This is a genomic window from Nocardia sp. NBC_00881, assembly GCF_045207455.1.
In the GTDB taxonomy this organism is placed as follows: Bacteria; Actinomycetota; Actinomycetes; order Mycobacteriales; family Mycobacteriaceae; genus Nocardia.
Genome location: NZ_CP108798.1, coordinates 5,602,865 through 5,615,758, shown reverse-complemented (window position 1 = coordinate 5,615,758; position 12,894 = coordinate 5,602,865). Strand labels below are relative to the sequence as shown.

Genomic DNA, 12,894 nt, shown 5'->3' with positions numbered 1-12,894 from the left:
TGTCGGCGGGGCCCGCGCAGCCAGGGAACCAGCGCGACACCGTCAACCTACCCGGACCGGATGAACTATGTTCGGTGAATCACAGAACCTTCGACGCCAGCAGATAGGCCTGACCGAACCGTTCGCCGGAAACCGGCTCGCGGACCATGCGGGCGATCATGGTGAACCCGGCCTCGGTGAGCAGACGGGCGAGCCTTTTCGGCGCCCACCGGTAGGCGCGAGTGACTTTGTGGTCGAAGGCCTCCACCGCGTCGGGCAGGTCGGCCGTCTGGAATGCCAGCAGCACGTGGCCTTCAGCCGCGAGAACCCGATGAAACTCGCGCAACACCTGCGGGATGCGATCGGGCGGAGTGTGGATCAGCGAGTACCAGGCGACGAGGCCGCCGAGTGTGCCGTTGCCGATCGCTAGCTGCTCTAGCGAACCCTGGGCGAAGGATAGGTGTGGAAATTCCGCCCGAGCGAGCGCGACCATGCGTGCCGAGAGATCGATGCCGAAGACTTCCGCACCCAGTGTCGCGAGGTGCGCGGTCACCCTGCCAGGGCCGCAACCGAGGTCGGCCACCGCCCCGGAACCGTTGTCCGCCACCGACTCCGCGAACGCGGCGAGCATCGCCCGGTCGAGCGCTTGACGTTCCAGTCGGTGCTTGAAAACGTTGGCGTAAAGGTCGGCGATGCCGTCATAGGCGGCGCGGGTCGTCGTTACGTCGGCAAGTTCGGTGGCCGCGGGATCGCCGGTGGAATCAGGCACGCTGTGCAGGGTATTACGCGGTCGGATCGAAAGCTTGGGCGACGGACAGACTGTCCTCGTACACGTGGTGGCGGGTGATCAGACCGTGCTCCACCGTGAGGTGCAATGCGATGCGTGCACGGTAGGCGCGTCCGGTCGGCCGCGCGGTCTGCCGGATCTCCCCGAGTACCACAGCGTCGTCGCCGTCGACGAGTATCCGGTCGACGCGCGTCGCAGCCTCCTCCGGCACATGGTGCTCGGCGAGCGAGCGGAAGTGCGCGGCAGCGTCCCCCCTGGTCGAGCGGTGCCTGATCCACGGTGTCGCCGCGCGACCGTGCTCGGCCTGCGGCCAGTCCAGCTTCCAGTCCGTATCCTCGGCGTACAGCTCGGCGATGGCTTCGGGATCGCCGGAACCGATGCGGCGCAACAGCTCTTCGACCACTACGCGGGTAGTCGACGATGTGACTGACGACAACGGCATGTCCTCTCGAAACGAGCGCCCCGTCGATCCGCGGCGCGTCCTCTTATTCTGGCCACGGCTGCGCCGCGAGGCGATTACCTCTCGGGTAATCCAGCGACGGCCTTCGGTGCGTCGGGGACCGCGTCGGGTCCTGCCTCGTCGCGGCTGCGGGCGGTGCCGAAAATAGAGCCGAGGACAACCAGCGGGAAGCCGATCATCATGCCGGCGGTCAGCGGCTCGTCGAGTGCCGTGACGCCGAGCAGGATCGCCACCGCCGGATTGATGTAGGTGACAACCGTCGCGCGTGCCGGTCCGACCTCGGCGATCAGTGCGAAGAAGAACAGGAACGCCGAGGCCGTGCAGATGACGGCGAGGCCGAGCACCGACCAGGCCGAGTCGGCGGTGATGTGCGACGGCCACACCCAGCCCGTGAACGGGGCATAGATCGCCGCGGCGAGCAGTAGCGACCCGGTTACCACGCCCATCGGAGGCAGGTCGGCCAGCGCGCGGTCGATGAAGATCGGGCCGACCGCGTACCCGATCGTGGTCAGCCCGATCGCGCCGACGGCAGCCGGATTCGATAGGTCGATGTCCAGGCCGACGAGCGCGGCGACGCCGGCGAACCCGACCATCAGCCCAGCCACTCGGCGCGCGTCGAACCGCTCGTGGCCGAGTTTGGTCACGATCACCATGGCGATCAGCGGCACCGCCGCGATCAGCAGCCCGACGGTCGAGCTGTGCAGCGTGGTCTCGGCATACCCGATCAGGAACCACGGCCCCGTGATCTCCACCAGCGTGTAGAGCAGTAGCGGCCGCCAGCGGCGGAACACAGGTGCGAGCGCCTTGGTGTACAGCGCGATCGGCAACAGAAGCAGCCCGCCGATCAGGGTGCGCCCGAATGCGACGACGATCGGGTCGAGATCCTGCACCGCGATCCGAATCATCGCGTACGGCACGCCCCAGATCACACCCATCACCAGGAACAGCGCCCACCCGCGTCGCGTCATCGCGCGACCACCGATTCACACGGACGACGGGGAAAGATCTCGGTGTCTGACATGCTCCGCTCGCTTTCGATCGAATGGAGCTTAGACAACTGATCCGACAGCTCCGGTTCCCGGCAGGAATGAGGCCACGTTCGCGCCTGTTCCGCAGCCGGCGAACCTCCGCGTCGTCTGATTGTGCACGGAGCCATGAGTTTTCGAACTCGGCTCGCCGCGAGCAAGGGAAACTTCGGCGTTGGCGGCGTAGGCGCGAGTGTGGGCGCGCCAGCCGGTGTTCCGGTAGCTCTCGGGACCTGCCGTCTGTTGCCTCGGCGGGCAGGGCGATCCTGATCACCGAGAAGGCGCCCGGTTACAGAGGTCCGAAATGCCCAGGCTCCGAGTGGGATCAGTGGTGGTCTTGGTCGCGCAGTCCGCCGCTGATCTCCGGTGGACGCGGTGTTGTCGGTACCTGCTGCGATGCGCGACAACGGTTTTCGGCACGGAGGCCGGTGGTGGAGGTCAACGCCCAGGACATGCTGGGGCTTTTCTCGGTCGAGCTCGCCGTGAGCCCGATCCTGGCCGGGTTCAGCTCCGCGCCGGCCGACCGAGACGACCTGGTCGCGTTATTTCCCGCCGATATCGCTAGAAAGTTTCAACCGTCGGTTCAACGATAATGTGAAGTGTCGTGAATGTGGCTGACGAGAATCTGATGATCGAACTCAGCATGGCTGAATTGCGCGAGATTACGGGCTATGCCGTGGCCTGTGCGGAGCCCGCCTTGGCGATCTTCGAACGTGAACGCCCTGACGATCAGCGCCCACGAGCCGCGATCGACGCTGCGCAGGCGTTCGCGGACGGAGGTAAGCGGACCAAGGCGATCCGTGACAGCGCGTGGGCGGCACACCGGGCGTATCAACAGACACGCGATGGAGGGCAGGCTGCGGCGAGCGATGCTGCGCGCGCGGCCGTTGCCGCGGCCAGTGCGGCGTTCCTGCATCCCCTGGCGAAAGCAACTCAGGTCCTGCACATCCTCGGACCGGCCGCCCACGCGGCTCGAGCCTTCGAGCTCGATGCCGGTGACGACCGTAATGTCGGCGCCGACTACATCGAGAAGGTAAGAGATCTAGCCAGCTCCATCGTGGTGAGTGTCCTGACGCGCTACCCAAACGCTCCGAGTGGTCGCGGCCGTGCGGGAGAGCTATTGCGGGAACTGGACGCATCATTGCGAAGACTGGCGACCGACCGTTAACCGATCGTCGTCCCTGACCAGGACACCCCGCCGAGCCAGGCTCTTCAGCGTTCAGCGCCGACAGGTCAGGGCGGCGAATCGATCGCGGTGCGTAGATTCGCGACCCGGTGAGTGTAGGGGGTCTGGTTGTGTCGTTCGCGTTCGGAAAACGAACATCCCACTCTTCGGTGTCGGGAGCCGGCGGCATTGTCGGCCGATTCGAGGCCGCCACCCGTATGGATCCGATCCTGCGCGCTCGCATCGAGCAGGTCGAGTACGGCGGGCATACCCGCGCGGTTCTCCGAGGCCGCGCCAGATCTTCGTCGCCGACGCGGACACCGAATTCCGGCTCGCCTGAGGGAATTCGACCAGTGCGTGTCATCCTACGACCACCGACGCCGCGATCCGTGCCGAACTCCGGAGACATCGGCGGTGGCCCACGGCGCCGACAATCGCGGCTACGCTCGCGGGCCCACGGATCCGAGACGAGTCAGTTGATGTGCTGTCCTCACCTCGCACTGGTGGTGGTCGGCGCTGCGGATTCCGTCGTCGTGGTCGTCGGCGCTGCGGTGGTCGGCTTCGTAGTCTCAGTGGTCGCCGCGACCGAAGACGGAGTCGGTGGGGTTGCCACCTTCGGTGTGACTGCCGTACTTGTGGTCTGGGACGGCGACGCCGAAGTCGTCGGCACCGGGGTCGTCGGTTCACTGCTGATAGCGGTCTTCGTGGGGGTGGCGCCGACGGTCTTCGTGGGGGTGGCGCCGACGGTCTTCGTGGGGGTGGCGCTGGTGGTCTTCGGTGACGCGGCCGCGTCCTTGGTCGGTTCACTCGTCGGCGCTGCCGAAGTGGCCGCCACCGCCTTGTATGCGGCGGCGAGGTCCGCCGCTTCCAGCTTGGCGGTCGTGTCGACCGGCTCACCAGCCTGCGCCTGCTTCGCCAGGTGTGTGAGCCAGGCGGCCGCATACTCGGCGGATGTCAGTGGCTTACCGTCGGAAGGGTTGGCGTCACGCCAGTAGTCGAAGTGGTGACCGGTTCCGTTCGGCCCGAGGGTGAGCTGGTACGGGTCGCTCATGATTACGGGGATTGTGTTCTGGTTCGTCACGATGAGACCGATGATCTCGTTGAGCACCTTCTGCGGCAGGTATGCCAGGGGCGACATCGCGCTGGTCGAGATCGACTCGGCCTTCGCCGGGGCCTTCGGCGTCTCACCTGGCTTGTATGCCGGGTCCGACACCCTCAGCAGCACCTGGAGGAAGGTCTCGTCGCTCTGCATCCAGTTCGGTTGCGACTGAATGTCCGCGAACGCCGCAAGCGCTATACGGCTGAGGGCAACAGCGACGTCCTGCCCTGTGGCCGGCGTGAGCCCGTCTCGTTCGAGTGCGTCGACGTTCAACTGCCGGCCCACATTGACCGCCAACTGCAGCAGTGAAATGTTCTCCGGGGCCGCACACGTGAGATCGCCGTCGGAGCAGAACGACGCGATCTTGCCGTTCAGCGCACCGAAGTCACCGCTGGTGCCCGGCAGCGCACCCTGACCAGGCGCTGGTTTCGTCCCGTTCTGATACCGCTGGTCGAAGCCGTCAGGATTGCCGAACGGGTCCTCGGCGCCAGGAAACGGCCCCTCTCCCGCCGTGCGACCCGCGTCGGCGAGGATGACGACACCGACGACATCGGCCGGATCGACGATCCCGTATCCGCCGTCCCGGTCGGCATCCTGATGTCCGATGTTCATCGCGACGCGGCGGACGACATCGGCGCCCTCGCTGTATCCGACGACCGAGAACTTGGTGTCAGGGCATGCCTTCGCGATCTCCCGCATCACCTGTTCGGTATTCGCGACACCGGTCGTGACCGCGTCTTCGTAGGTGGCCATGTTCGCCGGATACGCGATGTAGACAGCAGCGTACGATCCGGGATCGACGGCATCGGCCGGAGCGTTGACGACCGGATCGACCCAGTCGCTGCGATGGTCACCGGACAGCGCTGCGGGCAATTCTTCACCGTTGGCACCGACGAGCATCTTCGTTGTCCCCGCGACCGGAGTGTCATTGCGGCCGGCCACCGAGATGGTCACCATGTCGTGGCATTCCGTAACGGACGCCGTGAGCTGCGTATTCCTGGTTTGCGGCGTTGATGTCAGTGCCCACGAGGCAGCGACGACCGCCACCACCCCCAACACTGCCGGCGCGGCAACAGCCGAAGCGATGCGATGCCGCACAAAGAACTCGCGAAGAGCCATGCCTGATCCCTATCCATAACTGACAAGTGGACGGACAGGCCCCCCCGAAGGGCCATGCGTCACCGAGGACGTCGTGGTTGGGGGGTCGAGCGTTACTGCGCGGATTGTTTGTTGATCTTGATTTCGGGGTAAAAGGCGTTGTTCTTCCCGGTCAACGGGTACTGCCGGATTCCCAGGCCGATGACCGGCACCGCCGAACCGCACACTGCGCCATCGGTGTCAGTGATCAATAGGGACATGAATCGCCGCGTCGATGTCCTGGGCATTCCCTGGACACAGGAATACCGACGCGGCGCCGGCGTCCAGAAGCAAGCCTCAGCCGCGAGCCATATCCACGAACCGCGAGAGGTGCAGCTGGTGTGCGACGGTGATTGTCGCTGTCGGGCCGTTACGATGCTTGCCGAGAATCAGGTCGGCCTCGCCCCCACGCGGGTCGTCGCGCTCGAAAGCATCGGGGCGGTGCAACAGGATGACCATGTCGGCATCCTGCTCGAGCGAGCCCGACTCACGCAAATCGGACACCATGGGGCGCTTGTCGGTTCGCTGTTCGGGACCACGGTTCAGCTGACTGATCGCGACTACCGGAACTTCGAGTTCCTTCGCCAGCAATTTCAGGTTTCGGGAGAAGTCCGAGACTTCCTGCTGGCGGGATTCGACTTTTTTGCCAGAGGTCATCAGCTGGAGGTAGTCGACCACAACGAGTTTCAGATCGTGGCGTTGCTTGAGTCGGCGCGCCTTTGCCCGGATCTCCATCATGGTGAGGTTCGGCGAATCGTCCACGAACAGGGGTGCTTCGCTGATCTCGCTCATCCGCCGCGCCAGCTTGGTCCAGTCGTCGTCGCTCATTCGCCCGGAGCGCATATCGCCCAGCTTGATTTTCGCTTCGGCGGAGAGCAGGCGCATGACGATCTCGGTGCGGCTCATTTCCAGCGAGAAGATCACACTTGCCAGGCCGTGTTTGATCGAGCAGCTGCGCATGAAGTCCATGCCCAGTGTGGAGTTATGGGTTGGCACCATCGTCTGGCCCGCGAGGTACAGGTGGTCGCTGTTGTCGACCTCCACGCATCGCACGGGGACCGAGTCGATCTTGCGAACGTCCACGATGCGCCGAGACTCGGAACGTGCGGTGCTGGGCACGGAATGATTCGGTTCGTCGTCCTCGGTTCGCACCGTGTGGACGATTTCACCGGTCGTGCGCACCGCAGGCCGAGATTCGTCGGAGCGGGCGACGGTGAGCCACTGATGCTGTTCGTCGGCGATGATCACTGTCCCGTCCGAGAATTCGATCTCGTAGCACGGGCGTTCGGTCAGTACGTCGGTTGCCGCGACCACCCGGGTGGGATGGCCCTGGGCATCGAGGAGTTCGTCGCCGACTCGGACCTCGCCCATCGTTGTCCAGCCGGACGATGTCGGCAGCGGGGTGTCGAGAGCCAGGGCCTTTCCTACGCCGGGCCTTGCCGCGACGATGATCATCTGGCCGGGATGGAGGCCGTTGGTGACCTCGTCGAGTTCGGTGAAGCCGGTGGGGACGCCGAGGGAGATGCCGCCGCGGCTGGCGATGGAATCGATTTCGTCCATCGTCGGCTGCAAGAGTTCCTCCAGCGGGAGGAAGTCTTCGGTGGTGCGGCGCTCGGTGACCTCGTAGACCTCGGCCTGGGCGCGATCGACCACCTCGGCGATGTCCTGGCCGTCGGCGCCCGCGTAGCCGTACTGGACGATCCGGGTGCCCGCCTCGACCAGACGGCGCAGGATCGCCTTCTCGGCGACGATCTCGGCGTAGTAGCCCGCGTTGGCGGCGGTGGGCACGGTCTGAGTGAGCGTGACCAAATAGGGTGCGCCGCCGATGCGCTTGAGCTCGCCGCGGCGGTCGAGGCCCGCGGCGACGGTCACCGGGTCGGCGGGTTCACCGCGGCCGTAGAGATCGAGGATGGTGTCGTAGACGGCTTGATGAGCCGGACGGTAGAAATCACCCGGGCGAATCACCTCGACGACATCGGCGATGGCATCTTTGCTCAAGAGCATGCCGCCCAATACCGACTGCTCGGCCGCCATGTCGTGCGGGGGCTGGCGCCCGAAGTCTTCGCCGGGGGGTTCGGGCGGAAAATTCGTGTGCTCGCGGCGGTCATCGGTGGCTGTCACCAGACTCGACCGTCCTCTCTACCCCACGACCGGGTTCTGCCCCTATTGATGACTCGTTCTACTCCCGGGCACCGACACTTTCGCCTCGATCGGCCAGGTCCCAGCTACCGCCGCGGCCTGCCGGTTTCCGCCGGTCGGGTGGCAGCTCGCGCGCGGCAATGCGATGAACCTAGGTGACCCGGCAGTCGTCCGCCAAACCGGACTGTGCACACGGCTGTGGATAAGCTGGGGACTGTTTCCCCCAGTGTTGTGCACCCCCTGTGTGCAACCTGGGGAAAACCCAGGTCGCTGCGGACAAACATCCAGATAGACATGGATTTTCGCATCACTCGGCATGTGGATGAATCAAGCACCGGCGTGTCGACCAAGTTGAAGAGTCGGGCGTGTTGAGTGAACAGCGCGTAAGCGGGACATGACTCATATCACATTGCTACCGATTTATTTCGCCGGTGATCCACAGGTCGAACGGCTAGAGGACCGGTGGCCGGCGACCGATTTGCCAAGAATTTCCCGAGCGAAACACTTGGCAATAGGCAAACTGACAGCTAACTAATTCTGTGGTCCACCACGGCGCGGCCGAAGACCACTCCTGTGCGGGACACGGGAGTGGTCTTTCGACGTAGGCCTGAATCAGCTGGCAGTGACCGTCAGGTCGAACTTGGCCACCACATCCGGGTGCAGGTGCACGACGATGCCGTGCTTGCCGGTCGTCTTGATGTGCGCCTTCGGCAGATCGATGCTGCGCTTGTCGACGACGGGGCCGCCCGCCGACTTGATGGCCGCGGCGACGTCCGCCTGGGTCACCGAGCCGAACAGTTTGCCGGTGCCCGCGGTCTTCACGGTCAGCGAGACCGACTCGAGGCGCTCGATGGCCTGCTTCAGCTCGTTGGCGTGGTCCAGATCGCGAACCCGACGGGCGTCCTGCGCCCTGCGGATTCCTTCGACCTGCTTCTGCGCGCCGCGGCTGGCCGCGATCGCCAGGCCGCGCGGCAGGAGGTAGTTGCGGCCGTAGCCGTCCTTCACCTCCACCGTGTCGCCGGGGGCGCCGAGGTTGTCCACGTCAGCAGTCAGAATCAACTTCATTTGCGTGCCTCCCTTTCTCAGCGAGCCGTCGACACGTAAGGCAGCAGAGCCACCTCACGCGAGTTCTTGACCGCGACCGCGATATCACGCTGGTGTTGCACGCAGTTGCCGGTGACACGGCGGGCACGGATCTTGCCGCGGTCGCTGACGTACTTGCGCAGCAGCGTCGTGTCCTTGTAATCGATCGAAACGATTCCGGTCTTGCTTTCTTTGCAGAACGCGCAAGCCTTCTTCTTGAGCACCTTTTCGCGCGCTGGCGCTTTAGGCATGGTCGTGTACTCCGTAATCCTTGATGGCCCGGATCATGCGGGCCGATGTGTCCGTTCTCAGAACGGCGGTTCGTCATCCATGCGGCTGCCGCCCCCGAAGGAGCCCGCCGCGGGCGCACTGCCCCAAGGGTCGTCCTCGGCACCGCCGGAACGCCCACCGCCACCACCGGAGGAGGCGTAATTACCGCCACCGCCACTGCCACTGCCGCCGGACCCGAAGCCGCCGCCCCCGCCGCCGCGGCTGGTCTTGTTGACCTTCGCGGTGGCATAGCGCAGCGAGGGACCGACCTCGTCGACCTCGAGCTCGACGACCGTGCGCTTCTCGCCCTCGCGGGTTTCGTAGGAGCGCTGCTTGAGCCGTCCGCTCACGATGACGCGGGAACCCCTGGTCAGGCTTTCGGCAACATTCTCCGCGGCTTCGCGCCAGATATTGCAGCGCAGGAACAGCGCTTCGCCGTCTTTCCATTCGTTCGAATTACGGTCGAAAACACGGGGTGTCGACGCGACGGTGAAATTCGCCACCGCCTGTCCCGCCGGCGTGAATCGAAGCTCGGGGTCGGCCGTCAAGTTTCCGATGACGGTGATGACCGTGTCGCCTGCCATGTGGTTGGTTCCTCCTGCTCGGTGTGCAGTCCGCGTCTCGGTGTTGCGCTAGAGCCTAGGCACAGGCTCTGACGCAAACGAGAGTTGCGGAACTACTTGTCGTGGCGCAGAACCTTGGTGCGCAGTACCGACTCGTTGAGACCGAGCTGCCGGTCGAGCTCGCTCACGGTGGCGGGCTCGGCGGTCAGATCGACCACGGCGTAGATGCCCTCGGCCTGCTTGGCGATCTCGTAGGCGAGCCTGCGGCGGCCCCAGATGTCGACCTTGTCGATCTTGCCGCCATCGGTGCGAACGACACTGAGCAGGTTGTCCAGCGACGGACCAACAGTGCGCTCGTCCAGGCTTGGATCGAGGATGACCATCACTTCGTAATGACGCACGGACCAATCACCTCCTGTGGACTAGGAAACGGCCACGGACGGTCCGTGGCAGGAGGGTCGTTGCGTCAGCAACCCGACAAGGCTACATGAACGGCTGGTGAGCAGCGAAACGCCCCACTCCCCCGCCTCGTGCCTCTGCGCGTATTCATGCCGGACTCGGCAGTCGCGGCCGTGCCGTCGGCGGCGGGCGGTGAGGTGGCGGGCGAGTGAGCCGGTGCCCGGCGAGTTACCCATATGCGCACGAAATCAGTCGTTGCGGTGGGGGAACATCGCCGCGCTCCGGTCGTCCCGCTTAGGGTGGTTGTTATGCCGACCGGACTCGCCGCCCGCGACCTGCTCGCAGGGCGCGTGGGACGTCGCGCGGCGCTGGCCGCGGTGGTTGTGCTGCTGTGCGGTCTGACACTCGCGCTGGCGTATGTGAACAAGGCCAGGTGTGCGGGTGCGCCGTTCGACGCGGACGGTCGCAGCACGGTCTTCGACATCGCCAAGGATTCGGACGTCTGCTATTCCGACATCCAGTTCCTCTGGCTCGGCCGCGATATCAACGAGCACGTCTTTCCCTATCTGGGCGGCGGCATCACCCGCGATGGTGCGCTGGTCGGAGGCGCGGTGGAATATCCGGTGCTCAGTGGTCTGCTGATGTGGCTCGGCGCGGTCGGTGCGGACAACGATGCCGAGTTCCTGCTGCACTCCGCACTTTTGCTCGCGCCGTTCGCGCTGCTGACGGCGTGGATGCTGGCCCGGCTCGCCGGACGCGCCGCGCTGCTGTGGGCGGCGGGACCGCCGCTGGTGCTCTACGCCTTCCACAATTGGGAGCTCCCGGTGGTGTGCACGGCGGTGGCGGCAGTCTACGTGGTGGGCGCCCTGACCCGATATCCGTTGCGCACCAGAGGAATTCTGGCCGCGGTGCTGCTCGGGCTCGGCTTCTGTCTGAAGCTGTACCCGGGGATCTTCGTGTTGCCACTGATGGCGTATGTGCTCACCGGGGGAGTCGAACGCGACCGGGATCAGTCGGATCGCGATTTCGACGTCCGCGGCGCGCTGCTCGCCGCCGCGGCGGCCGTCGGCACTGTCGTCGCGGTGAACCTGCCGTTCGCGGTGGCAGGCTACGAGGGGTGGCGCGCGTCGATCACCTTTCAACAGCTGCGCCAGGCCGACATCACCACGAATTCCATTTGGTACTGGGGGCTGCGGCCGATGTTCGCCCAGGACGTCCAGAGCGAGGCGGTGTTCCAGCAGGTGGTGTCGATCGCCTCCCCGATGCTGGTGATCGCCGCGTTCGTGCTGGCCATGTGGCTCGGCTGGCGGCGATACCTGATGACCGGCGTCTTCCCGTGGGTCGGGGTGAGTGGCGCGATGCTGTGTGGATTCCTGTTGTTCCACAAGGTGCATTCGCCGCAGTACACACTGTGGCTGGTGCCGTTCCTCGTGCTGCTCGAGGTGCCGTGGTGGCTGATCGGCAGCTATCTCGTCGCCGACGCGGCCATCGGGATCGGCGTATTCCGGTACTTCTACTCGATGGGGTCGGGCACCTCCGTGGATCTGATGGAGAACATCGTCCAGTTCGGGGTGTGGGGCCGGGCGAGCCTGCTGGTAGTGCTGTTCTTCGTGTTCCTGTGGGCGCTGCCGCGCGGATATCGCCCGGTGCCGCCGCCGGTGCCGCGGTACGACCCGGGTGATCTGGTTCCGGTGGCTTAGGGTCGCGACGATCCATTCGGAGAGCGCCGGGGGTATCGAGCAGGTCGGCGATCGGGCCTGGACGGTACCTGGGAAATCCAGTGCGAGGTTTCCGCCACGCACGAAGGTGGACACCCCGTCATACTGACCACCTTGGGATATCACCTTGATAACCACCCAAGGCGGTTATTCCGGGAGGGTCCGTGAAGGCTCAGTTCATGACGGTGGCCGCGCAGCCGCTGTTCGTCCTGTTGTGGAGCAGCGCCTGCATCGCCGGGATCATCGGGGTCGGCGCCGCGCCGCCGATGCTCGTGCTGTTCGCGCGCTACGCCCTCGCGGGTGTTCTGCTCACGGTGTACGCCTTCGCGGTGCGGGCGACCCGGCCGCGCGGAAGCCAAGTCCCGCACGTGCTCGTCGCCGGGCTGCTGATGCAAATTGTCCAGTTCGGCGCCTTCTACATGGCGATGAGCGATCATGTCTCAGCCGCGGTGATCGCGCTGGTGCAAGGGTTGAACCCGGTGGTCATCGCGCTGTTCGCAGGGGTTCTCGGCGAAACCGTCACGGTGCGACAGTGGTTCGGCTTCGGCATCGGCGGAATCGGGGTTGCGCTGGCGGTGGTCGACCAGTCTCACTTCTCGCCGGTCGGACTGCTGCTGTGCTCGGTCGGATTGCTGGGCCTGAGCATCGGCACGGTGTACCAGAAGCGGTTCGTCCCCACGGTCGACCCGCGGGCGTCCACGACGCTGCACATGGTGGTGAGCGCGCCCATCGCCGGGTTGCTGGCCTGGCTGACCGGTCAGGTTCACGTGTCGGACGTCGGCCGGTTCGCTGGATCGGTCGCCTGGTTGGTGCTCGTGAACTCGATAGCGGCGGTCCTGCTGCTGAACGTGATGCTGCGGCACGGTGACGCGACCAGGGTCGGCAGGTTGTTCTTCGCGACGCCCGCGGTCACCGCGATCCTGGCCTGGCTGCTGATCGATCAGCCGTTGCGGCCGCTCACGATCACAGGGCTCAGTGTCGGCCTCGTCGGTTTGGTGTTCGCGTCACGCAAGCCCTCGGCTCCCTCCGCCGCGGTCGCGGCGCGGCGGCCCGCGGTCGCGGCACGCTGA

14 protein-coding genes are annotated in these 12,894 nt (G+C 65.5%); 4 read left to right on the top strand and 10 right to left on the bottom strand.

Features of this window, described 5'->3' with window-relative positions; genetic code table 11:
• Positions 1-79: 79 nt before the first annotated feature.
• From OH799_RS24005 to OH799_RS23995, 3 genes are all read right to left on the bottom strand, one after another.
• Positions 80-748: a class I SAM-dependent DNA methyltransferase gene (locus tag OH799_RS24005; RefSeq protein WP_406268187.1), complete on the bottom strand. Its 669-nt coding sequence runs from the start codon at positions 746-748 to the stop codon at positions 80-82.
• A gap of 13 nt (positions 749-761) precedes the next feature.
• Positions 762-1,202 (bottom strand): nuclear transport factor 2 family protein, encoded by a 441-nt coding sequence (locus OH799_RS24000; RefSeq protein ID WP_406268184.1) that lies wholly within the window; start codon positions 1,200-1,202, stop codon positions 762-764.
• An 80-nt stretch (positions 1,203-1,282) separates the two neighbouring features.
• Positions 1,283-2,194, bottom strand: coding sequence for a DMT family transporter (locus tag OH799_RS23995; RefSeq protein WP_406268181.1), 912 nt, complete (start codon positions 2,192-2,194; stop codon positions 1,283-1,285).
• A 488-nt stretch (positions 2,195-2,682) separates the two neighbouring features.
• On the opposite strand from OH799_RS23995, the gene OH799_RS23990 reads away from it, so the two are divergent.
• Both OH799_RS23990 and OH799_RS23985 read left to right on the top strand, forming a co-directional pair.
• Positions 2,683-2,844 (top strand): hypothetical protein, encoded by a 162-nt coding sequence (locus OH799_RS23990; protein ID WP_406268178.1) that lies wholly within the window; start codon positions 2,683-2,685, stop codon positions 2,842-2,844.
• Between the two features lie 17 nt (positions 2,845-2,861).
• On the top strand, positions 2,862-3,419 hold the full coding sequence (locus OH799_RS23985; protein ID WP_406282456.1) for a putative immunity protein: 558 nt from the start codon (positions 2,862-2,864) through the stop codon (positions 3,417-3,419).
• 487 nt (positions 3,420-3,906) lie between these two features.
• Here the strand turns inward: OH799_RS23985 and OH799_RS23980 are convergent, their stop codons facing one another.
• The 7 genes from OH799_RS23980 to rpsF form a co-directional block, all read right to left on the bottom strand.
• Positions 3,907-5,634, bottom strand: a complete 1,728-nt coding sequence (locus OH799_RS23980) for a cutinase family protein (RefSeq protein ID WP_406268175.1) — start codon at positions 5,632-5,634, stop codon at positions 3,907-3,909.
• Positions 5,635-5,726: 92 nt separating this feature from the next.
• Complete coding sequence (locus OH799_RS23975; protein ID WP_406268172.1) at positions 5,727-5,873, bottom strand: hypothetical protein; 147 nt, start codon at positions 5,871-5,873, stop codon at positions 5,727-5,729.
• Between the two features lie 76 nt (positions 5,874-5,949).
• Positions 5,950-7,686, bottom strand: coding sequence for a replicative DNA helicase (gene dnaB / locus OH799_RS23970; RefSeq protein WP_406282453.1), 1,737 nt, complete (start codon positions 7,684-7,686; stop codon positions 5,950-5,952).
• 717 nt (positions 7,687-8,403) lie between these two features.
• On the bottom strand, positions 8,404-8,856 hold the full coding sequence (rplI, locus tag OH799_RS23965) for a 50S ribosomal protein L9 (RefSeq protein ID WP_406268169.1): 453 nt from the start codon (positions 8,854-8,856) through the stop codon (positions 8,404-8,406).
• Between the two features lie 17 nt (positions 8,857-8,873).
• Entirely contained in the window at positions 8,874-9,125 is a 252-nt protein-coding gene (rpsR, locus tag OH799_RS23960) for a 30S ribosomal protein S18 (protein ID WP_406268166.1), read from the bottom strand.
• Between the two features lie 57 nt (positions 9,126-9,182).
• Positions 9,183-9,728 carry a single-stranded DNA-binding protein gene (locus OH799_RS23955; protein ID WP_406268164.1) on the bottom strand — a complete coding sequence of 182 codons (546 nt, stop codon included), beginning with the start codon at positions 9,726-9,728 and terminating at the stop codon, positions 9,183-9,185.
• Positions 9,729-9,820: 92 nt separating this feature from the next.
• Complete coding sequence (rpsF, locus tag OH799_RS23950) at positions 9,821-10,108, bottom strand: 30S ribosomal protein S6 (RefSeq protein WP_327110998.1); 288 nt, start codon at positions 10,106-10,108, stop codon at positions 9,821-9,823.
• Positions 10,109-10,414: 306 nt separating this feature from the next.
• Between rpsF and OH799_RS23945 the strand changes: the two genes are divergently transcribed.
• Both OH799_RS23945 and OH799_RS23940 read left to right on the top strand, forming a co-directional pair.
• A complete protein-coding gene (locus OH799_RS23945; RefSeq protein WP_406268161.1) occupies positions 10,415-11,806 on the top strand; it encodes a hypothetical protein in 1,392 nt (463 codons plus the stop codon).
• 182 nt (positions 11,807-11,988) lie between these two features.
• Positions 11,989-12,894 (top strand): DMT family transporter, encoded by a 906-nt coding sequence (locus OH799_RS23940; protein ID WP_406268158.1) that lies wholly within the window; start codon positions 11,989-11,991, stop codon positions 12,892-12,894.